Source organism: Streptomyces olivochromogenes, from assembly GCF_021538895.1.
Classification (GTDB): domain Bacteria; phylum Actinomycetota; class Actinomycetes; order Streptomycetales; family Streptomycetaceae; genus Streptomyces; species Streptomyces olivochromogenes_A.
The window spans coordinates 1-21,141 of record NZ_JADDRL010000093.1 but is presented as its reverse complement, the minus strand read 5'-3'; the positions used below and the strand labels follow the sequence as shown (position 1 = coordinate 21,141).

The window sequence follows — 21,141 nt, the reverse complement described above, 5'->3', positions numbered from 1 at the left end:
ATCACTCGATCGACGGCAATGAGTTACCTGAGGTAATTCTGGTCAGGTGGGCGAGCCGGACGAGAACCGCCGCAGCAGCGGCGAGAGGACGAGAACGGACTTGGTCCGCTCCACGAACGGCTCGCCCGCGATGCGCTCCAGCACCCGCTCGAAGTGCCGCATGTCGGAGGCGAAGACCTGCACGACCGCGTCCGCCTCACCGGTGACGGTGGAGGCGGCCACGACCTCCTGATAGCGCTCCAGTCCCCGCTGGATGGTCTCCGGGGAGGTGTTGCGCCGGCAGTAGATCTCGACGAACCCCTCGGTCTCCCAGCCGAGCGCCGCCGGGTCCACCCGTACGGTGAAGCCGGTGATGGCTCCGGTGGCGCGCAGCCGGTCCACGCGCCGCTTCACGGCGGGCGCGGACAGACCGACCAGTTGCCCGATGTCCGCGTAGGAGCGGCGGGCGTCCTCGGCGAGGGCGTGCACGATGCGTTCGTCGAGATCGTTCAGCACTGTGGGTTGATCACTTCTCGGATGGTGCGGGTGTTGCGAGTCGGGAACGGCGGTAGCCGTATACGAAGTAGAACACGAGCCCGACCGCCATCCAGACACCGAAGACGACCCAGGTGTCCCTCTTCAGGCTCCCCATCATCCAGATGCAGAAGAGGAAACCGAGGGCGGGCAGCACCGGCGACAGCGGCACCCGGAAGGTGCGCGGCATCTGCGGGCGGGTCCGACGCAGCACCACGACGGCCACGTTGACCAGCGCGAAGGCGAACAGGGTGCCGATGCTGGTGGCGTCGGCGAGGTCGCCCAGCGGGACGGCGGCGGCCAGGACACCGCAGAACAGCGAGACGATCACGGTGTTGGCTCGGGGCGTGCCGCTCTTCGGGTGGACCTTGGCGAACACCTTGGGCACCAGGCCGTCGCGGGCCATCGCGAAGAGGATGCGGGTCTGGCCGTAGAGCACGGTCAGGACGACACTCGCGATGGCGATGACGGCACAGAAGGCCAGCAGGGTGCCCCAGAAGCTCTGTCCGGTGACCTCCGTCATGATCTGGGCGAGCGCGGCGTGGGCGTCGGAGAACTGCCGCCACGGCTTGGCGCCGACGGCGACGGCCGCGACCAGCACGTACAGGGCCGTCACGATGACGAGGGACAGCATGATGGCGCGCGGCAGGTCCCGCTGGGCGTTCTTCGCCTCCTCGCCCGCGGTGGAGGCGGCGTCGAAGCCGATGTACGAGAAGAACAGCGTGGCGCCGGCCGCGCTGACGCCCGCCATGCCGAGCGGCATGAAGTTCGCGTAGTTGCCGGACTTGAAGCCCATGAAGCCGATGGCGCAGAACAGCACGAGCGCGGCGATCTTCACGCACACCATGACGGTGTTGGCCCGCGCGGACTCCTTGGCGCCGCCGAGCAGGAACACCATCGCCAGCAGGACGACGATCAGGGCGGGCAGGTTGATGATGCCGCCGTCGATCTCGCCGGGTGCGGCGGACAGGGAGGCCGGGATGGTGACGCCGATCGTGCCGTCGAGCAACTCGTTGAGGTACTCGCCCCAGCCGACGGCCACGGCGGCGACCGACACGCCGTACTCCAGGAGCAGACACCAGCCGCAGACCCAGGCGATCAGTTCGCCCATCGTTGCGTATGCGTACGAGTACGAGGAGCCGGAGACCGGGATGGTGCCCGCCAGCTCTGCGTAGGACAGGGCCGAGAACAGCGCGGTGAGACCGGCGATCACGAAGGAGAGGGTGACGGCCGGGCCGGCCTTGGGCACGGCCTGGCCGAGGACGACGAAGATGCCGGTGCCGAGGGTGGCGCCGATGCTGATCATCGTCAGCTGCCAGAGCCCGAGGGACCGCCTGAGCGCACCCCCCTCACCCTGCCCGCCTTCCGCGACCAGCCGTTCCACGGGCTTGCGGCGCATGAGGCGCGCGGCGACGCCCGGGGACGAGGGGGTGGTGTCTGTGGGGTTGTGCGGGGGTGCGCCTTGATCGAGCACGCGCGGGCTCCTTATCGCTGCCGGTCAGGGTGGCAGGGAACGACGGCACCCTGCGAAGGCAGGAACCCACCGAGCGGGGTCCCCGCCACGCCACGTACAGCGCAGCACCCTATGAGCCAGGCCTTCACTGGCGTAATGCAGCAACCTTGCGCATACCCGCAAGATCATTGCGTTCATTCGGGCCGCGTGCCCATTCGTTGCGTCCGGGCTTCGAACCGTCGCGCGCGGCCATCCGCGAGGCCCCGCAAGGCAGTTCGGCGAGGAGAAAACACCGACGACCCCCGCTGCTCCCGAGTAACGGGACAACAGGGGCCGCAGGGAAGGATGTTGACTAGCTCCAGCTGGCGTGCAGGGGCTGGCCCTCGGCGTAGCCGGCGGCGCTCTGGATGCCGACGATGGCCTTCTCGGTGAACTCCTCCAGGGAGCCGGCACCGGCGTAGGTGCAGGAGGAACGGACACCCGCGATGATCGAGTCGATCAGGTCCTCGACGCCCGGGCGGGTCGGGTCGAGGAACATGCGGGAGGTGGAGATGCCCTCCTCGAACAGGGCCTTGCGGGCGCGGTCGTAGGCCGACTCGTCGGAGGTGCGGTTGCGCACCGCGCGCGCCGACGCCATGCCGAAGGACTCCTTGTAGGCGCGGCCGTCGGCGTCGTGCTGGAGGTCGCCCGGCGACTCGTACGTCCCGGCGAACCACGAGCCGACCATCACGTTGGACGCGCCGGCCGCGAGGGCCATCGCCACGTCGCGCGGGTGCCGGACACCGCCGTCGGCCCACACGTGCTTGCCGTACTTCTTCGCCTCGGCGGCGCACTCCAGGACCGCCGAGAACTGCGGCCGGCCGACGCCGGTCATCATGCGCGTGGTGCACATGGCGCCCGGTCCGACACCGACCTTGATGATGTCCGCGCCCGCGTCGATCAGGTCCTTGACGCCCTCGGCGGAGACGATGTTGCCCGCGACGATCGGCACCTGCGGGTCGAGGGCGCGGACCACCTTGACCGCGGCGATCATCGACTCCTGGTGGCCGTGCGCGGTGTCGATGACGAGCGTGTCGACGCCCGCGTCGAGCAACTGCTTGGCCTTGCCCGCCACATCGCCGTTGATGCCGACGGCGGCGGCGATGCGCAGCCTGCCGTCGGCGTCGGTGGCCGGGGAGTACAGCGTGGCGCGCAGGGCGCCCTTGCGGGTGAGGATGCCGACGAGCTTGCCCTCGGCGTCCACGGCGGGCGCGTAACGCCGGTTGGCCGTGTCGAGGGTGTGGAAGGCCTCGCGCGGGTCGATGTCCGCGTCGATCAGCAGCAGGTCGCGGGACATGACCTCGCCGAGCTGCGTGAAGCGGTCGACCCCGGTCAGGTCCCGGTCGGTCACGACGCCCACCGGGCGGCCGTCCTCGTCGACCACCACACCGGCGTTGTGCGCCCGCTTGGGCAGCAGCGCCAGCGCGTCGGCCACGGTCTGGTGCGGGGCCAGCACGATCGGCGTGTCGAGGACCAGGTGGCGGCTCTTCACCCAGGAGATGACGTCGGTGATGACGTCGATCGGGATGTCCTGCGGAATCACCACCAGGCCGCCGCGCCGCGCCACGGTCTCGGCCATCCGCCGGCCCGCGATCGCGGTCATGTTGGCGACGACCAGCGGGATCGTGGTGCCCGTGCCGTCCGGCGAGCTGAGGTCCACGCCCTGACGCGAGCCGACCGCGGAGCGGCTCGGCACCATGAAGACGTCGTCGTACGTCAGGTCGTACGCGGGCTGGATGTCATTGAGGAAACGCACGTGCCGCACATCCCGGTCGTTCAGAGGTGACCCCCGGACAGGTCAGCCGGGGGAGAAGCACGTACTTCATTGTCCCATGACGGTCGGAATGTGATGCCCGGTCGAAACCTCCAGGCACCTGACCTGTGCGTTTGGAGGATCCGCCGAAGAGGGGGCGGTCAGCCGAGCGCGAGCGCCACGGTGAGCCGGGCCTCCTTGCGGGACGCCTCGGCGAACACGTCCTGGGCCACGTCCCACTCCTCGGGCCGGGCGCCCGCGTACTGGCGCCAGCCGGTGACGACGACGAGCAGTCCGCGCTCGGCGGCCTCCGGTGGCCATACGGAGGGGTCGGCGAGGCTGTCGGCGAGGGCGTCCCAGTTGCGCCCGAACCAGTCGGGCAGGTCGAGGGCCCGCGCGACGCGGTCCATCAGGGCCGCCTTGTCCACCGCCCCGTCGAGGTCCAGCGTCACCACACGCGGACTCGTCATCTCAGTACCACCCCGAACGACTCGTAGTGATCGAACTCTTGGTGATCGAACTCGCGGGGATCAAACAGGGGACGGCCGCGTCAGCGTGGAGCGCTGTCACGGCCGTCCTCTCGGGTCCCGCTGCCGGGCCGGTCAGACTCCGTCCGGGTCCGCCCGGTTCAGGGCGGGCCTCGGCGTGGGCCCGGCGGTCATCAGGTAGTCCGCGGCGGACGTGTCCGTCACCAGGCTGGTGACGAGCCCGGAGCGCAGCACCGCGTCGATCGCGGACGCCTTGCGCTGCCCGCCCGCGATCGCGACGACCTCGGGGATACGGCGGAGCTGGTCGGCCTTGACCGTGATGCACCGCTCCCCCAGGTCCCGGCCGACCCGGCGGCCCTCGGAGTCGAAGAGGTGCGCGGACATCTCGGCGGCGACCCCGAGCGAGGCGTAGTGCGCCCGCTCCTCGTCGCTGAGCATGTCGTGCACCGTCGAGATCCCCGGCTCCCAGGAGCCGATGGACACGCAGGCGACCGTGACCTTGTCGAAGTACTCAAACGCCCGCGCGATCCCCGTCTGGTTGCGCAGCGCGGACGCGGTGGCCGCGTCCGGCAGCAGCATCGGCGCGTAGATGGGGTGCGCGTCGCCGCCGGACACCTGCGCGGCGCGGCGCACGGCCTCGACCGAACCGCGCTCGGCGGTCCCGGCGTCGTACACACCCGTCAGCTGCACCACCGTGCAGGGCGGCAGCCGGTCCAGGGCCGCCGCCATGTGGATCGTGGACCGGCCCCAGGCCAGGCCCAGGACGTCCCCCTCATTGACGAGTTCGCCGAGCAGGTCGGCGGCCACCTCACCGAGGTTCTCGGGGTCGGGCGTCTCCTCGGCCTCGGCCGGGGACTCGACCACGACGGCATGCCTGAGCCCGTAGCGGGCGCGGAGCGCGTCGGAGCGCTCGGCGTCCAGCTCGGCGGGGACGCGGATCTCGATGCGCACGAGATCCCGTTCGAGGGCGGTTTCCAGGACCCGGGCCACCTTGAAGCGGCTGACGCCGAACTCCTCCGCGATCTGGATCTTGGACTTCCCCTCGAGGTAGAAGCGGCGGGCCATGGCCGCCGCCTGCACCAGCTCAGCGGGACCCATCCGCATGGCTGACCGGCCCGCCGACATACCCGACACGGCGATCTCCTCACTGCTGTTCACACTCTGGATTCGCCGTTCATCCTTGCAGATTCGGCGCGCTTGATCTGCCCTGATGGGCGCCGTTCACGTACCTGTGGCTCAGTGGTCGCATGCCCACGACGCCTTGGCGGTGGCCGTTTCCGCCTGGGCGCGCAGCGCGCGTACCGCTTCTGCCGGGTCGTTCGCCCCGTACACCGCCGAGCCGGCGACGAAGACATCCGCCCCGGCGTCCGCGCAGCGCTCGATCGTCGAGGCGGAGACTCCCCCGTCGACCTGCAGCCAGAGCTGCAGTCCGTGCTTGTCGATCAGCTCGCGGGTGCGGCGGATCTTGGGAAGCATGATGTCGAGGAACGCCTGACCGCCGAAGCCCGGCTCGACCGTCATGATCAGCAGCATGTCGAGTTCGGGGAGCAGGTCCTCGTACGGCTCGATGGGCGTCGCGGGCTTGAGCGCCATGGAGGCGCGGGCGCCCTTGGCGCGGATCTCGCGGGCCAGCCGCACGGGCGCGGCGGCCGCCTCGACGTGGAAGGTGACGGACGAGGCACCCGCTTCGACGTACTGGGGAGCCCAGCGATCGGCGTCCTCGATCATCAGGTGGCAGTCCAGCGGTGTGTCGGTCGCCCGCGCGAGGGACTCCACGATCGGCACGCCGAGCGTGAGGTTCGGGACGAAATGGTTGTCCATCACGTCGACATGGAGCCAGTCGGCTCCTTCGACCGCCTTCGCCTCGTCCGCGAGGCGGGCGAAGTCGGCGGACAGGATGCTGGGGTTGATCTGCACGGCCATGACCCAAGCCTGCCATGTCCGGGCACAGATGTTCGCGCTGGTCCATATCCAGGACGTTCATCGTATGTGACGACCGTCGCCGTCGTGCCATGCTGAGCCACCGGCCGGGTACGCCCCAGGGGGGTCGTCATGAGGCAGCTCGACACAGGGAAACGCACCGCGATCCGGCTCGTGTGCGGGCGCCGTTCGAAGTGGCTGGTCGTGCTCCTGTGGCTGGTCGTGCTGGTGATCGCGACGCCGTTCGGGACGAAACTGAACGACGCGCAGGACAACGACGCCCAGTCCTGGCTGCCCGGCACCGCCGAGTCCACCCAGGTCCTGAACCTCTCCGAGAAGTTCCGCCCCGAGCAGATCCCCGCGGTCGTCGTCTACGCACGCGCGCGTGGCCTCACGGAGGCGGACCGGCGGCAGATCGCCGAGGACGTCCGGCGGCTGTCGTCCCTGCGCGACCACGGCATCCGCGGCGCGGAGATCCGTGGGCCCGTCTTCGACCGGCCGACCGCGCCGCGGGCCGCCCAGATCCTCGTGCCGGTCACCATGGACGCCGCGGGCTGGCAGCAGATCGGGCCCGCGGTCGACTCCGTCCGCGCCGAGGTGGGCGAGGGCGGCCACGGCCTCGCCGTGCACATCACCGGACCAGGCGGCACCTCGGCCGACTTCTCCAAGGCCTTCGAGGGCATCGACTCCACGCTGCTGTTCTCCGCGATGGCGGTCGTGGTCGTCATGCTGCTGCTCACCTATCGCAGCCCCACCCTGCTGTTCGTCCCGCTGTTCGGCGTGGTCGTGGCCCTGTTCACCGCGCAGGCGCTGATCTACCTGCTGGCCCGGCACGCAGGCCTGACCGTCAACGGCCAGAGCGCCGGCATCCTGACGGTGCTGGTCTTCGGCGCGGGCACGGACTACGCCCTGCTGCTGGTCGCCCGCTACCGGGAGGAGCTGCGCCGGCACGAGGACCGGCACGAGGCGATGGCGCTGGCCCTGCACCGGGCGGGACCCGCGGTCCTCGCCTCGGGCGCGACCGTCGTCCTGAGCATGCTGGTGCTGCTCGTCGCGGAGATGAACTCGACGCGCGGCCTCGGCCCGGTGGCGGCGATCGGCGTCACCGTCGCGCTCGGGGTCATGCTGACCCTCTTCCCGGCGCTACTGCTGGTCTTCGGCCGGTGGATCTTCTGGCCGGCGATCCCGCACTTCGGGTCGGCGGACCCGACCGAGCGCGGGGTGTGGGCCCGGCTGGGCCGGCGCATCGCCCGCCGTCCCCGCCTGGTCTGGAGCGTCACGGCGGGGGGGCTCGCGGTGCTGTCCCTCGGCCTGTTCCAGCTGCGGGCCGACGGCATCGCCAACGCCGACGCGTTCACCGGCAGGCCGGACTCGATCGTCGGCCAGGAGGTGTCCGCGCGCTACTTCCCGGCGGGCACCGGCGACCCCCTGGTGATCGTCGCCGACCGGGCCCACGGCGCACAGGTGGGCCGGGTGGTCGCCGCGGACCGGGGCGTCGTCCCGACCGGCATCGGGGTCCCGGCCGGGACCGCGCCCGAGTACCGGGGCAGGGTGCTGTTCGAGGCGACGATGCGCGATCCGGCCGACAGCGCCGCCGCGAAGGCGACCGTGCGGCGGGTCCGCGCCGCGGTGCACGCCGTGCCGGACGCCGACGCGCGGGTCGGCGGCGGCACGGCGGCGCTGCTGGACATGGAGGACGCCCAGGCGCACGACAACTACCTGGTGATCCCGCTGGTCCTGGCCGTCGTGCTGCTGGTGCTGGGCCTCCTGCTGCGCGCCCTGGTGGCACCGCTGCTGCTGATCGGGACCGTAATGCTGTCCCTGGCCTGCGCGCTCGGCCTGAGCACCCTCGCCTTCCGGCACCTGTTCGACTACGCGGGCGAGGACGTGGCCTTCCCGCTGTTCGTCTTCGTCTTCCTGGTGGCCCTCGGCATCGACTACAACATCTTCCTGACCACGCGCGTGCGCGAGGAGGCCGCCCGGGAGGGCACCGGCGCCTCAGTGGTGACCGCCCTGGCCGCGACCGGCGCGGTGATCACCTCCGCGGGCCTGGTCCTGGCGGGCACCTTCGCGGCCCTCGGCACGCTCCCCATGGTCGGCTTCGCGGAGATCGGCTTCGCGGTCGCCCTCGGCGTCCTGCTGGACACCTTCGTCGTCCGCTCGGTGCTGGTCACCTCGCTCTTCCTCGACGTGGGAAGGACGGTGTGGTGGCCCAACCGCCTGGCCCGCCGGGACGGCACCGACCACGGCGGGGCCGCGGCGCCCTCCGGCCCGACGGTCAGCCGGTCCGCCGGATGAGCGCCAGGTACATCGCGTCGGTCCCGTGCAGATGCGGCCACAGCTGTACGTCGGGCCCCTCACCGAGGGCCGGTACGCCGGGCAACAGCGGCCGGGCGTCGAGGAGTTCGGCGCCCGGGTGCTGCTTGAGCACGTCCTCGACGACGGCCCGGGTCTCCGCGAGGTGCGGCGAGCAGGTGGCGTAGCCGACGACACCGCCGACCCGCACGGCGTCGAGGGCGCCGCGCAGCAGGGCGCGCTGGAGCGGCGCGAAGTTCTCCAGGTCCTCGGGGCGGCGGCGCCACCTGGCCTCCGGCCGCCTGCGCAGGGCGCCGAGCCCGGTGCAGGGCACGTCCATCAGCACCCGGTCGAAGGTGCCGGGCCGCCACGGCGGGCGGGTGCCGTCGGCGGCGATGACCTGGTACGGCCCCGGGTTGCCGGCCAGCGCCTTGGCCACCAGACCGGCCCGGTGCGGCTGCTTCTCGGAGGCGAGCAGGAAGGCCCCGCGCTCGGCGGCGAGGGCGCCCAGCAGCGCGGCCTTGCCGCCCGGGCCGGCGCATCCGTCGAGCCACTTCTCGTCGGGCCCCTCCAGGGGCGCGGACGCGAGCGCGAGCGCGACCAGCTGGCTGCCCTCGTCCTGCACCCCGGCCCGGCCGTCCCGCACGGCCTCGACGGCACCGGGCTCCCCGCCCTCGGTGAGCCGCACGGCGTACGGCGACCAGCGCCCCGGCACGGCGGCGTCCTCGCGCAGCAGCTCGTCGGTCGTGGACCGCCCCGGCCGGGCGACGAGGGTGACCTCCGGCCGCTCGTTGTCCGCTTCGAGCAGGTCCTCGATGCCGGCCCGCCCACCGCCGAGGGAATCCCACAGCGCGGAGACGACCCAGCGGGGGTGCGAGTGCACGACGGCGAGGTGGTCCTCGGGGTCCTCGTCGTAGGGCGGCGCCACCTGCTCCAGCCAGCCGTCGAGATCGTGCTGCGCGACCTTCCGCAGCACGGCGTTGACGAACTTGGCGCGGCCGTCGCCGAGGACCACCCGGGCGAGCTCCACGGAGGCGGACACGGCGGCGTGCGTCGGGATGCGCGTGCCGAGCAGCTGGTGCGCGCCGAGGCTGATCACGTCGAGCACCGGCGGGTCGACCTCCCGCAGCGGGCGGTCGACACAGGCGGCGATGACGGCGTCGTACGTCCCCTGGCGGCGCAGCGTCCCGTACACCAGCTCGGTGGCGAGGGCGGCGTCCCGGGCGTCGAACTTCTCGGGGCCCTCCTTCTCCCGCGCCCTGCGCAGCAGCGGCGGCAGGACGAGGTTGGCGTACGCGTCCCGCTCGTCCACGGCACGCAGCGCCTCGAAGGCGAGGATGCGGACGGGGTCCTTCTGCGGACGACGGTAGGGCTTGGCGGGCCTGCGCGGCCGCCGGGACTGCTCACTCACGAAAAAGGTGCTCCGGATATGGGAGGGGTGCGAATCCCAGCGTACGTCGCCAGACCGTGACCGAACCCCGGCGGGATACGGCTCCGCCCTCACCCGGGCGCAGTGCGGTCCGGGCACGCCCCGAGGAGCCTCAGCCGCCGAGCCTCTCGTCCCCGCCGATGCGCACGCCGCGCGCCCAGTCGGCCGCCTTCATCGGCTTCTTGCCCTGGGCCTGCACCCACAGCAGTTCCACGGCGTACGAACCGGTGCCCACGTGGACGCTGTGCTTGCCGACGACGAGCTGCCCGGGGGCGAGGTCCGTCCGCTCCGGCACCGGCGTGACGTGGATGAGCTTGAGCCGCTCGCCGCGGAAGGTGGTCCAGGCGCCGGGGGCGGGGGTGCAGCCGCGCACCACCCGGTCCACGCGCAGCGCGGGCGTGGCCCAGTCGACCTGGGCGTCCTCGACGGTGATCTTCGGCGCGAGGGAGATGCCCTCGGTCGGCTGCGGTACGGCCTTCAGCGTGCCGTCCTGGATGCCGTCCATGGTCGCGGCGAGCAGACCGGCGCCCGCGAAGGCGAGCCGGGTGAGCAGATCGCCGCTGGTGTCGGTGGGCCGGATCTCCTCGGTCACCGTCCCGTACACCGGCCCGGAGTCCAGCCCCTCCTCGATGAGGAAGGTGGCGGCACCCGTGATCTCGTCCCCCGCCATGAGGGAGTGCTGCACGGGCGCGGCGCCGCGCCAGGCGGGCAGCAACGAGAAGTGCAGGTTGACCCAGCCGTGGGCGGGGATGTCGAGGGCGACCTTGGGCAGCAGGGCGCCGTAGGCGACGACGGGGCAGCAGTCCGGGGCGATCTCCTTGAGGCGCTCCAGGAACTCGGGGTCCCTCGGCTTGAGGGGCTTGAGCACCTCGATCCCGGCCTCCTCCGCCCGCTCGGCCACGGGAGACGCGACCAGCCTGCGCCCACGCCCGGCCGGTGCGTCGGGCCGCGTGACGACGGCGGCCACCTCGTGCCGGCCGGAGGCGATGAGAGCGTCCAGAGCGGGAACGGCGACCTCGGGGGTACCGGCGAAGACAAGCTTCATGGGTGGGTTGGGGCCTCTCGGGCGGGGTCGGACGGGCAGCTCACCAGTCTATGACCACCGCGTCGGGAGCGAACCGCCGACCGCGCGCACGCGAAGCCGCTCACTCGGGCGAACGGTACGGGTGGTGCGTGGGTGAGAGGACGGCGTACGCATATGCCCGTACGCCCCCACACCGTGACCAGCGGAGCGCAAACGCGTTGGTCAAGAAAGAGTTGACCACAAAGGGCCGCATTCGGCGGCCCAATTCCTTTCAACGCCGGTTCGAGAGGCTTGTTCATGGCCGACCACGCAACCCACGACGCCCAGGCCCGGGCCAGCCTGCACTTGCTGGTGCGGGACATCGAGCGGGTCCGCCGCCAGGTGGACGCCTTGCGCACGCTCACCGCCCAGTTGGGCAACGTCTACCGCCCGCGCCGCTCCGGCCCGTCCACGGGCTTCGTCGTCTACGGACGTGCCCCCGCCCCGACAGTGCGTCTCGCCCAGGAACTCCGGGACAGCGTCGAGACCCTGGTCACGGCCGCCGTGGACTTCGACCGCTCGCTCGGCTTCTCGTGGGACGCGGTGGGCTCCGCGCTCGGGGTCACCAAGCAGGCGGTGCACCGCCGTTACGGCGCCCGCCGCGCCGCGGCCCAGGCGGCCGCCGAGGCCGAGCGCGCGACCGAGCCGTCGGGCACCCGCACGCTCAGCGTGAACACCGGAATGCCCGCGGTGCCGACGGTCCCGGCGGCCCGCTCCATGCCGACCCAGCCCACCGCCGGCAGCCCGACGCTCCGCGACGAGGCCAGGACGACGGCGTTCCCCGGCCCGCGCAACGGCTGACACCCCCTCACTCTGCCCTCCTGGCCAGCGCCCAGGAGGGCAACCGCATGTGCGGCGGCGCGCAGGACCGCGGCTGAGGCCGCGTGCGGGGCCCGAACCCCACCGTCACCCGATGTCCGGCGGATCGATCCGCACGCGCACCGCCTCTCCGCTCCCCCGCGCCATCCGCGCGGCCTGCGCCGACTTCAGCGCGGACGCGAGCGCGGCGCCGCTGCCGGGTGGTACCCGTACGAGCGCGCGGTCCCAGGACTCCCCGGGTGGCGGCGCCCCGGTCCGCCGCGGCCGCCCGGGGAGGGTGGCCGGCACCGGCACGGGCCCCAACACCTCGGCGTCCGGCGGCAGTTCGACGGCCCCCAGGAACTCCGCCACGGCCTCGGGCGGCCCCCCCACGGACGCCATCCGCGACACCGGCGGAAAACCCAGCTCGGCCCGCTCCGCCAGCTCCCGCACGGCATGCCCGACGGGGTCCCAGCGCACCAGCGCCTGCACCGGCCGCAGCGTCGGCTCCGCGACGACGACCACGGTCCCGTGCTCCTCCTGCGGCCGTACGAGCGCCGCCGCCCCGATCCACCGGCGCAGCGCGTCCTCGCCGGCCCGCAGGTCGGGGCGGCCCAGCATGGCCCAGCCGTCCAGGAGCAGCGCGGCCGCGTAGCCGCCCTCGGCGACCGGCTCGGCCCCCGGTGTGCTCACGACCAGCGCGGGCGTCCCGGGCACGGTGTCCAGGACGTGCTCGCGCCCGGAGGTCCGTACCGGTACGGCGGGAAAGGCCCGGCCCAGTTCCTCGGCGGTCCGCCGGGCTCCGACGATCTGCGCCCGCAGCCGGAAGCCACCGCACTCCTGACAGTGCCAGGCGCCCTCCTCGCGCCCGCACCAGCCGCACCGCAGCTCCCCGGCGTCCTGCGCCGCCAAGGGCCCGGAGCAGTGCCGGCAGCGCGCGGGTGCCCGGCACTGGGCGCAGGCCAGGCGTGGCGCGTACCCCCGCCGGGGCACCTGGACGAGGACCGGCCCGTGCCGCAGGCCGTCCCGGACCGCCTGCCAGGCGAGCGAGGGCAGCCGGGCGGCCCGCGCGGCCTCGTCGCGTGCGAGGTCGCCGTCGCCCACGGTCCGGACGAGCGGCGCGGTGCGTCGCACCTGCTCCCGGCCCGCCACCAGGGGCCGCGCCCAGCCGCTCTCCACGAGCTGCGCCGCCTCCACGGTGCAGCTCCAACTCCCCAGCAGGAAGGCACACTTGTCCAGGGCGGCGCGCAGCAGCAGGACGTCCCGGGCATGCGGCTGCGGGGCGTGCTGCTCGCTGTGGCTGTCGTCCCCGTCGTCCCAGAGGGCGACGAGTCCGAGGTCGCGCACGGGCGCGAACATGGCGGCCCGCGTCCCGACGACGGCCCGTACGGAACCGCGGCTCACGGCGAGCCACTGCCGGTACCGCTTCTCGGGTCCGGCGTCGGCGGTGAGCAGCGCGTGCCGCCCCTCGCCGAGCAGCGCGGTCAGCGCGGCGTCGACCCGGGCGGCCGCTCGGCCGTCGGGGACGACGACGAGCGCGCCGCGCCCCGAGGCGAGCGTCGCGGCGACGGCCCGCGCGAGTTCCTCGCTCCACCGGGGCCCGGGCAGCGCGTTCCACACGGCGCGCGGCGCGCCGCCTGCGGCGAGCGACTCGATGAAGGCGCCCCCGTGCTCGTACCGGGCCCACGACCCGGCGTCGGGCACGGGTGGCAGTGGCAGGGGCGGCGGCGACGGCCGCTGTTCGGCACGCGCGTTGCGCGGCGGCACGGCCAGTTGCAGCACGTCGGCGAGGCTGCCCGCGTACCGGTCGGCGACGGCTCGGGCGAGGCCGAGCAGCTCCTCGCTCAGTACGGGCTCGGGGGACACCACCTGGGCCAGCGCGGCCAGCGGTCCCGAGTAGTCGGACTCGTCGCGCCGCTCGACGAGGAAGCCGTCGATGAGGCCCCCGCCCTCGCGGCGTCCGTCCCGCACGCGGTGCCGGCCGGCGCCGAACCGCACCCGCACCCGCACCCCGGGCTGTGCCTGTTCGTCCAGTTCCTCGGGAACGGCGTAGTCGAAATACCGGTCGAGATGCAGCACACCCTTGTCGACGAGGACCCGGGCGACGGGCCGCTCCTTGGCGAGCGCGGCGCCCCGCCAAGTCCGGGGCTTGGCGCGCGGCACCTTGGCCGTGCGCACGCTCTCCCGGATGAGCGCGAGCTGCTCCGGCGGCGCACCTTCCGCGCCGCCGTCCCCCTGCCCGTTCTCGCTGCTCACGCTTGCATTCTTACCAAATGCCACTGACAACGGGCACGGAGACCGACGCACGCCCGAGATCACCCCGGCCACGGCTCGCCCTGGGGCACTTTCTTCTGCCTTTGGCCACTCGGCCACACCAGTCGCTCGGCGACCGGCGGCAGGATTCGAACCTGCGTGGGATCCACCCGGAAGAAGTATCCGCGACCATCGCACCGGGCGGCGTCGGTGACCTCACCGTACGAACCGACACGCCTCGGCCGCCAATGGATTAGTCGGCGCGACACGCCGAGGCCCGGCCCCCCGAAGGGAGACCGGGCCTCGGCGAGAGCCGGCGGAGCCGCGCGCGGGACCTACAGACCCACGGCGTCGCGCAGCGCGTCCACGCGGTCCGTGCGCTCCCACGTGAAGTCGTCGAGCTCACGGCCGAAGTGACCGTACGCGGCGGTCTGGGCGTAGATCGGGCGGAGCAGGTCGAGGTCGCGGATGATGGCGGCCGGACGCAGGTCGAAGACCTCGTCGATCGCCTTCTCGATCTTCTCCGGCTCGACCTTGTGGGTGCCGAAGGTCTCGACGAAGAGACCGACCGGCTCGGCCTTGCCGATGGCGTAGGCGACCTGGACCTCGCAGCGGGAGGCCAGGCCCGCGGCGACGACGTTCTTGGCGACCCAGCGCATCGCGTACGCGGCGGAGCGGTCGACCTTGGACGGGTCCTTGCCGGAGAAGGCGCCACCACCGTGGCGGGCCATGCCGCCGTAGGTGTCGATGATGATCTTGCGGCCGGTGAGGCCGGCGTCGCCCATCGGGCCGCCGATCTCGAAGCGGCCGGTCGGGTTGACCAGCAGGCGGTAGCCCTCGGTGTCCAGCTTGATGCCCTCGTCGAGGAGCGCCTTCAGCTCCGGCTCGACGACGAACTCACGGATGTCGGGGGCGAGCAGCGACTCCAGGTCGATGTCGCTCGCGTGCTGCGAGGAGACGACGACCGTGTCGAGGCGGACGGCCTTGTCGCCGTCGTACTCGATGGTGACCTGCGTCTTGCCGTCGGGGCGCAGGTAGGGGATGGTGCCGTTCTTGCGGACCTCGGACAGCCGCTTCGACAGGCGGTGCGCCAGGAAGATCGGCAGCGGCATCAGGGTCGGCGTCTCGTCGGACGCGTAGCCGAACATCAGACCCTGGTCGCCCGCGCCCTGGCGGTCCAGCTCGTCCTCGTCGCCCTCGACCCGGGACTCGTACGCCGTGTCCACGCCCTGCGCGATGTCCGGGGACTGCGCGCCGATCGACACCGAGACGCCGCAGGAGGCGCCGTCGAAGCCCTTCTTCGAGGAGTCGTACCCGATCTCCAGGATCTTGTTGCGGACCAGGGTGGCGATGTCCGCGTAGGCCTTGGTCGTGACCTCGCCGGCCACGTGCACCAGGCCGGTGGTGATCAGCGTCTCGACGGCGACCCGGGAGGTCGGGTCCTCGCGCAGAAGCGCGTCGAGAATGGTGTCGCTGATCTGGTCAGCGATCTTGTCGGGGTGACCTTCGGTCACGGACTCCGAAGTGAACAGGCGACGGGACACAACGCTCCCTGGGGTTGCAGCGGCTGCTGGCTGATCATTGTCGGACGACACTGGGGGCTGCGCCCGGCGTCGTCCGACAACAGTTTATCGGTCGCACTCGGCCGCCGGCCCACCCGTCTCGCCTCTCGGGAGCGCTGTGACCTGCGGCACGGGCATTCTGCCCAATGCCGAGCGGCATTGGCCAGAGCCGCCACGCGACAATGTCATGTTCGAAACGTCCGGTAAACGGCTGAAACACTTCAGCCGAAGCGGCGTACCACGAGGTCCCAGACGATCTCGGCGAGTGCTTCTTTCGGGCCGTGCGGTACGGGCGTCTCCGTGCCCTCGGCGCCCAGCACGACCGCCTCGTTCTCCTCGGAACCGAAGGTCTTGCGCTCCCCCACCTCGTTCACCACGAGGAGATCGCACCCCTTGCGCGCCAGCTTCGCCCGGCCGTTGGCGAGGACGTCGTCCGTCTCGGCTGCAAATCCGACAATCACCTGTCCGGGGTGCGCCCGGTCGGCCGAGACCTCGGCGAGAATGTCCGGATTCCGGACCAGGACGATGGGCTCCGGCTCCTGGTCGTCCTTCTTCTTGATCTTGCCGGCGGCGTAGGCGGCCGGGCGGAAGTCGGCGACGGCGGCGGCCATGACCACGGCGTCGGCGTCCGCGGCCGCCTTCAGCACGGCCTCACGCAGCTGTACGGCGGTCCCGACCTGGACGACGTCCACGCCCGCCGGGTCCGGCAGACCGGTGTTCGCCGCGACGAGGGTCACCCGGGCGCCCCGCGCCGCGGCCGTGCGGGCCAGGGCATAGCCCTGCTTGCCGGAGGAGCGGTTGCCGAGGAAGCGGACCGGGTCGAGGGGCTCGCGGGTGCCGCCGGCGCTGACGACGACGTGGCGCCCCTTGAGGTCGGGCTCGGTGACGCCCCGGGCGAGCACCCGGCGGCAGACCTCGAAGATCTCGGCGGGCTCGGGGAGCCGGCCCTTGCCGGTGTCGACGCCGGTGAGCCGGCCGACCGCCGGTTCGACGACGACCGCGCCACGGCGGCGCAGCGTCGCCACGTTCTCCTGGGTGGCCGGGTGCTCCCACATCTCCGTGTGCATGGCCGGGGCGAAGACGACCGGGCAGCGCGCGGTGAGGAGCGTGTTGGTCAGCAGGTCGTCGGCGAGGCCGTGGGCGGCCTTGGCGAGCATGTCCGCCGTCGCCGGGGCCACGACCACCAGGTCGGCGTGCTGGCCGATGCGGACGTGCGGCACCTCGTGGACGTCGTCCCAGACCTCGGTGGAGACGGGGTTGCCGGAGAGGGCGGACCAGGTGGCGGCGCCCACGAAGTGCAGTGCGGACGCGGTCGGCACCACACGGACGTCGTGACCGGACTCCGTCAGCCTCCGCAGCAGCTCACAGGCCTTGTACGCGGCGATGCCGCCGCTGACCCCCAGAACGACCCTCGGCTTGTCCACCGTCTCTCCCCGGACTCGGAAACGTACGACTCACTGCCGCCGACTCAATGCTGCCTCACGGCGCGGGGACGACTCCCGCACCCCCGAGCAGACCACAGGCCCGGCAGTCGCGCTGCCGGGCCTGTGGATAAGTCAATCTCAGTACGAAAGTACTACTACGCCGGGCCCTCAATGGCCTCGGACGTCAGCAGACCCGCGTTGATCTCGCGCAGGGCGATCGAGAGCGGCTTCTCGTGGACGTGGGTGTCGACGAGCGGACCGACGTACTCGAGGAGGCCCTCGCCGAGCTGCGAGTAGTACGCGTTGATCTGGCGGGCCCGCTTGGCCGCGTAGATCACGAGGCTGTACTTCGAGTCCGTCGCCTCGAGAAGCTCGTCGATCGGCGGGTTGATGATGCCCTCGGGCGCGGTGATGGAAGAGGACACGCTCTACCTTCCGATGGATGGGAAAAGTCAGTCAGTGTGATCGGGCACGATCACACAACGTCCATCAAGGCTAGCAGCTCGCGCGCCACGTCCTTGACGGAGGTGTTGACCAAGGTCACGTCGAACTCGGGCTCGGCCGCCAGCTCGATCTTGGCCGCGTCCAGGCGGCGCTCGATCACCTCGGGCGGTTCGGTGCCCCGCCCCGTGAGCCTGCGCACGAGCTCCTCCCAGGAGGGAGGAGCCAGGAACACGAGCTGGGCCTCCGCCATGGACTCGCGGACCTGCCGGGCGCCCTGGAGGTCGATCTCCAGGAGGACGGGCACACCCGCCTCCAGGTGCTCCAGCACGGCCGCACGCGGCGTGCCGTAACGGTTGCCGGCGAATTCGGCCCATTCCAGCAGCTCGCCGTTGGCGATCAGCTTGTCCATCTCCTCGTCGGTGACGAAGAAGTAGTGGACACCGTGCTTCTCGCCGGGGCGGGGCTTGCGGGTGGTCGCCGACACCGAGAGCCAGACCTCGGAGTGTTCCTTGCGCATATGGGCGACGACCGTGCTCTTGCCGACCCCGGAGGGGCCGGAGAGCACGGTCAGCCGCGGACGTTCACTCATGCAGCGATTATTCCAGCAATCCCGGGATGCCCGGGACGCCAGTCCCGGACTGCCCAGTACTCAGGAACCGGTGCTGCCGAACTCGCGCTCCAGGGAGGCGATCTGGTTCGAGCCGAGGCCACGCACGCGGCGGCTCTCGGAGATACCGAGTCGCTCCATGATCTGCTTGGCGCGGACCTTGCCCACGCCCGGCAGGGATTCGAGCAGGGCGGAGACCTTCATCTTGCCGATGACGTCGTTCTCCTGGCCCTGCTTGATGACCTCGTGAAGAGAGGCGCCGGAGTGCTTGAGTCGATTCTTGACCTCGGCCCGCTCCCGGCGAGCCGCGGCGGCCTTTTCGAGCGCGGCTGCGCGCTGTTCAGGGGTAAGGGGCGGAAGAGCCACGCCTACGTCACCTCGGATGTCGAACTGTCGGATACGGACCGGTGAGGAACCTAGTCGCCCCACACCTGGGGAGCTACGAGCAACACGCTGCCCGTTCTCCCCCACTGCCTTGAGGGGCGCGGGAGGTGCCCCCACTGCTCGGAGACTAGCGGGCAAGTCCGCCAGAGTCAGCGAGAACAGCGGAAAAGTCCTGGTCAGCCTCCGTCAGGCCGGACATTTCAGACATATTGCCCCGGATTTGAGGATGTATTCAGACTCAAGCCGCCCCGGCGAGGACTCATCGGAGGTCTCAGGCGGCCGCCACGGCCGTCCGGATCTCCTCCGCGAACCGCTCCGCCGCGGTGCGCAGCGCGCCGACATCGGGACCGTGACGCAGAACACCCCGGCTGACGTTCGGAACGACATTGCGGACGGCCGCGCCGAAGACCCCGGGAAGATCGGCCGGGGTGGCCCCCTGGGCGCCGATGCCGGGCGCAAGGAGCGGACCGTTGATGTCCAGGTCGTACGACGACAGGTCACCGAGCGTGGCGCCGACGACCGCGCCGAAGGACCCGAGGGGCTCCTCCCCCGCGTTCTCGGCCGCCAGGTGGGCCAGCATCGTCGCCCCGACGTCCCGCCCGCCGGCCCGCACGGCGTGCTGTACCTCGCCGCCCTCCGGGTTCGAGGTCAGCGCCAGCACGAACAGGCCCGTGCCGCTCTCCCTGGCCAGCGCGACGGCCGGGCTCAGCGAGCCGTAGCCGAGGTACGGCGAGACGGTCAGGGCGTCCGAGAACAGCGGGGCGTCCTTGTGCAGGAAGGCCTCGGCGTAGGCGGCCATGGTCGAGCCGATGTCGCCACGCTTGGCGTCCATGACGATCAGCGCACCGGCCGCCCGCGCCTCGGCGACGGACTTCTCCAGCACGGCGACCCCGCGCGAGCCGAAACGCTCGAAGAAGGCGCTCTGCGGCTTCAGCACGGCGACCCGGTCGGCCATCGCCTCGACGACCGTGCGGCTGAACCGCTCCAGACCGCTCACGTCGTCGTTCAGACCCCACTCGGCGAGCAGGGACGCGTGCGGGTCGATGCCGACGCACAGCGGGCCGCGTTCGTCCATGGCGCGGCGGAGTCGGGCGCCGAAGGGTTCGAGAGCGCTCATGCGGTCGTTCCAGCCTTCCGGGTGTCGGCGCCGATCGCGTCGGCGAGGGTGGCGTACGGGCTCGTGCGCAGCCGTGCGGCGAGGCCCTTGTGGATCGCGCGGCCCCAGAAGGGCCCCTCGTAGATGAAGGCGCTGTAGCCCTGCACCAGCGTGGCGCCCGCCAGGATCCGCTGCCAGGCGTCCTCGGCGTTCTCGACGCCGCCGACGCCCACCAGGGTGATCCGGTCGCCCACGCGCGCGTACAGGCGGCGCAGGACCTCCAGGGAGCGCGCCTTCAGCGGGGCGCCGGACAGTCCGCCGGTCTCCTTGACCAGAGACGGTTGGGATTTCAAACCGAGACCGTCGCGCGCGATGGTGGTGTTGGTCGCGATGATTCCGTCCAGGCCGAGCTCGACGGCCAGGTCGGCGACGGCGTCGACGTCCTCGTCGGCGAGGTCGGGGGCGATCTTCACCAGCAGCGGGACCTGGCGGTGGGACACCGCGCGGTCGGCGGCCTCGCGGACCGCGCTCAGCAGCGGGCGCAGCGCCTCGGTCGCCTGCAGGTTGCGCAGCCCCGGCGTGTTCGGGGAGGAGACGTTGACGACCAGGTAGTCGGCGTACGGCGCCAGGCGCTCGGTCGACTTCACGTAGTCGCGGACGGCATCCGCCTCCGGGACCACCTTGGTCTTGCCGATGTTGACGCCCACGACGGTCCGGAAGACCGGCTCACGGGTCGCGAGGCGGGCGGCGACGGCGAGCGAGCCGTCGTTGTTGAAGCCCATGCGGTTGATCAGCGCCCGGTCCGGGACCAGGCGGAACAGCCGCTTCTTCGGGTTGCCGGGCTGCGGCTCGCCCGTCACCGTGCCGATCTCGACGTGGTCGAAGCCCAGCATGGACATCCCGTCGATGGCGACGGCGTTCTTGTCGAAGCCGGCGGCGAGGCCGAAGGGGCCGTGCATCCGCAGTCCGAACGCCTCCGTCCGCAGCTCCTTGTAGCGGGGCGCGAGGGCGGCGGCGACGAAGGTCCGCAGCACCGGGATGCGAGCGGCGAGGCGGATCCACCGGAAGGCCAGGTGGTGGGCCTGCTCCGGGTCCATCCGCTTGAAGACCAGACGGAAGAAAAGCTTGTACATGTAGGTGTCCTCATGAAGAGGGGGACACCGTTTCCGATGTCCCCCTCAGGGCTGCTAGTCGCGGGCCGCGGTCAGGTGTTCCGCGTGTTCCTGGAGCGAACGCACTCCCACGTCGCCGTGGTTGAGGGCGTCGATGCCCTGGACCGCGGCGGCGAGCGCCTGCACCGTCGTCAGGCAGGGCACGGACCGCGCCACGGCAGCCGTACGGATCTCGTAGCCGTCGAGGCGGCCGCCGGTGCCGTACGGCGTGTTGACGATGAGGTCGACCTCGCCGTCGTGGATGAGCTGGACGATGGTCCGCTCCCCGTTCGGGCCGACGCCCTCGGACTGCTTGCGCACGATCGTGGCGTGGATGCCGTTGCGCTTGAGGACCTCGGCGGTGCCCGAGGTGGCCAGCAGCTCGAAGCCGTGCGCGACCAGTTCCCGCGCCGGGAAGATCATCGACCGCTTGTCCCGGTTGGCCACCGAGATGAACGCCCGCCCCTTC

The 21,141-nt window shown here is 71.9% G+C and carries 18 protein-coding genes and 1 pseudogene; 2 read left to right on the top strand and 17 right to left on the bottom strand.

The genetic code is table 11. The features are described from left to right. Window positions 1–42 precede the first annotated feature (42 nt). From IPZ69_RS34495 to rpe, 6 genes are all read right to left on the bottom strand, one after another. Window positions 43–495 carry an Lrp/AsnC family transcriptional regulator gene (locus tag IPZ69_RS34495; RefSeq protein WP_015661832.1) on the bottom strand — a complete coding sequence of 151 codons (453 nt, stop codon included), beginning with the start codon at window positions 493–495 and terminating at the stop codon, window positions 43–45. A gap of 10 nt (window positions 496–505) precedes the next feature. After that, entirely contained in the window at window positions 506–1,987 is a 1,482-nt protein-coding gene (locus IPZ69_RS34490; protein ID WP_235458620.1) for an amino acid permease, read from the bottom strand. A 331-nt stretch (window positions 1,988–2,318) separates the two neighbouring features. Continuing rightward, a complete protein-coding gene (locus tag IPZ69_RS34485) occupies window positions 2,319–3,761 on the bottom strand; it encodes a GuaB1 family IMP dehydrogenase-related protein (RefSeq protein ID WP_235458619.1) in 1,443 nt (480 codons plus the stop codon). 158 nt (window positions 3,762–3,919) lie between these two features. Next, on the bottom strand, window positions 3,920–4,228 hold the full coding sequence (locus tag IPZ69_RS34480) for a barstar family protein (RefSeq protein ID WP_235458618.1): 309 nt from the start codon (window positions 4,226–4,228) through the stop codon (window positions 3,920–3,922). Window positions 4,229–4,360: 132 nt separating this feature from the next. Beyond that, on the bottom strand, window positions 4,361–5,404 hold the full coding sequence (locus IPZ69_RS34475) for a sugar-binding transcriptional regulator (RefSeq protein ID WP_235458617.1): 1,044 nt from the start codon (window positions 5,402–5,404) through the stop codon (window positions 4,361–4,363). A gap of 78 nt (window positions 5,405–5,482) precedes the next feature. Beyond that, a complete protein-coding gene (rpe, locus tag IPZ69_RS34470; RefSeq protein WP_235458616.1) occupies window positions 5,483–6,169 on the bottom strand; it encodes a ribulose-phosphate 3-epimerase in 687 nt (228 codons plus the stop codon). Between the two features lie 129 nt (window positions 6,170–6,298). Here rpe and IPZ69_RS34465 point away from each other — a divergent pair, with 129 nt between their 5' ends. Continuing rightward, complete coding sequence (locus IPZ69_RS34465) at window positions 6,299–8,464, top strand: MMPL family transporter (protein WP_235458615.1); 2,166 nt, start codon at window positions 6,299–6,301, stop codon at window positions 8,462–8,464. Here IPZ69_RS34465 and IPZ69_RS34460 read toward each other — a convergent pair. Beyond that, window positions 8,445–9,872 (bottom strand): RsmB/NOP family class I SAM-dependent RNA methyltransferase, encoded by a 1,428-nt coding sequence (locus IPZ69_RS34460; protein WP_235458614.1) that lies wholly within the window; start codon window positions 9,870–9,872, stop codon window positions 8,445–8,447. The genes IPZ69_RS34465 and IPZ69_RS34460 overlap by 20 nt on opposite strands. A 130-nt stretch (window positions 9,873–10,002) precedes the next feature. Beyond that, the gene (gene fmt, locus IPZ69_RS34455; RefSeq protein ID WP_235458613.1) at window positions 10,003–10,935 is read right to left on the bottom strand and encodes a methionyl-tRNA formyltransferase; all 933 of its coding nucleotides are present in this window, start codon (window positions 10,933–10,935) and stop codon (window positions 10,003–10,005) included. A gap of 276 nt (window positions 10,936–11,211) precedes the next feature. On the opposite strand from fmt, the gene IPZ69_RS34450 reads away from it, so the two are divergent. Next, window positions 11,212–11,754 (top strand): hypothetical protein, encoded by a 543-nt coding sequence (locus IPZ69_RS34450; protein WP_235458612.1) that lies wholly within the window; start codon window positions 11,212–11,214, stop codon window positions 11,752–11,754. Window positions 11,755–11,859: 105 nt separating this feature from the next. On the opposite strand, the gene IPZ69_RS34445 is transcribed toward IPZ69_RS34450, so the two are convergent. From IPZ69_RS34445 to carB, 9 genes and pseudogenes are all read right to left on the bottom strand, one after another. Next, window positions 11,860–14,007 carry a primosomal protein N' gene (locus IPZ69_RS34445; protein WP_235458611.1) on the bottom strand — a complete coding sequence of 716 codons (2,148 nt, stop codon included), beginning with the start codon at window positions 14,005–14,007 and terminating at the stop codon, window positions 11,860–11,862. A gap of 332 nt (window positions 14,008–14,339) precedes the next feature. Further along, window positions 14,340–15,548 carry a methionine adenosyltransferase gene (gene metK, locus IPZ69_RS34440; RefSeq protein ID WP_235458610.1) on the bottom strand — a complete coding sequence of 403 codons (1,209 nt, stop codon included), beginning with the start codon at window positions 15,546–15,548 and terminating at the stop codon, window positions 14,340–14,342. Window positions 15,549–15,787: 239 nt separating this feature from the next. Continuing rightward, window positions 15,788–16,990: a bifunctional phosphopantothenoylcysteine decarboxylase/phosphopantothenate--cysteine ligase CoaBC gene (gene coaBC, locus IPZ69_RS34435; protein ID WP_235458609.1), complete on the bottom strand. Its 1,203-nt coding sequence runs from the start codon at window positions 16,988–16,990 to the stop codon at window positions 15,788–15,790. Between the two features lie 155 nt (window positions 16,991–17,145). After that, window positions 17,146–17,415, bottom strand: coding sequence for a DNA-directed RNA polymerase subunit omega (rpoZ, locus tag IPZ69_RS34430; protein ID WP_023842852.1), 270 nt, complete (start codon window positions 17,413–17,415; stop codon window positions 17,146–17,148). 50 nt (window positions 17,416–17,465) lie between these two features. Beyond that, a complete protein-coding gene (gmk, locus tag IPZ69_RS34425) occupies window positions 17,466–18,023 on the bottom strand; it encodes a guanylate kinase (protein WP_235458608.1) in 558 nt (185 codons plus the stop codon). A gap of 60 nt (window positions 18,024–18,083) precedes the next feature. After that, complete coding sequence (locus IPZ69_RS34420) at window positions 18,084–18,407, bottom strand: integration host factor (protein ID WP_003977346.1); 324 nt, start codon at window positions 18,405–18,407, stop codon at window positions 18,084–18,086. A gap of 289 nt (window positions 18,408–18,696) precedes the next feature. Further along, complete coding sequence (gene pyrF, locus IPZ69_RS34415; RefSeq protein WP_235458607.1) at window positions 18,697–19,542, bottom strand: orotidine-5'-phosphate decarboxylase; 846 nt, start codon at window positions 19,540–19,542, stop codon at window positions 18,697–18,699. Further along, window positions 19,539–20,654, bottom strand: a complete 1,116-nt coding sequence (locus IPZ69_RS34410; RefSeq protein WP_235458606.1) for a quinone-dependent dihydroorotate dehydrogenase — start codon at window positions 20,652–20,654, stop codon at window positions 19,539–19,541. The genes pyrF and IPZ69_RS34410 overlap by 4 nt, the downstream gene beginning before the upstream one ends. Window positions 20,655–20,708: 54 nt before the next feature. Then, window positions 20,709–21,141, bottom strand: a pseudogene (gene carB, locus IPZ69_RS34405) (carbamoyl-phosphate synthase large subunit); the annotation flags it as partial.

Coding starts and splice junctions, on each gene's coding strand:
- IPZ69_RS34480 (WP_235458618.1), bottom strand. CDS start 4,228: ATGACGAGTCCGCGTGTGGTGACGCTGGACCTCGACGGGGCGGTGGAC.
- rpe (WP_235458616.1), bottom strand. CDS start 6,169: ATGGCCGTGCAGATCAACCCCAGCATCCTGTCCGCCGACTTCGCCCGC.
- fmt (WP_235458613.1), bottom strand. CDS start 10,935: ATGAAGCTTGTCTTCGCCGGTACCCCCGAGGTCGCCGTTCCCGCTCTG.
- IPZ69_RS34410 (WP_235458606.1), bottom strand. CDS start 20,654: ATGTACAAGCTTTTCTTCCGTCTGGTCTTCAAGCGGATGGACCCGGAG.
- pyrF (WP_235458607.1), bottom strand. CDS start 19,542: ATGAGCGCTCTCGAACCCTTCGGCGCCCGACTCCGCCGCGCCATGGAC.
- gmk (WP_235458608.1), bottom strand. CDS start 18,023: ATGAGTGAACGTCCGCGGCTGACCGTGCTCTCCGGCCCCTCCGGGGTC.
- IPZ69_RS34450 (WP_235458612.1), top strand. CDS start 11,212: ATGGCCGACCACGCAACCCACGACGCCCAGGCCCGGGCCAGCCTGCAC.
- IPZ69_RS34465 (WP_235458615.1), top strand. CDS start 6,299: ATGAGGCAGCTCGACACAGGGAAACGCACCGCGATCCGGCTCGTGTGC.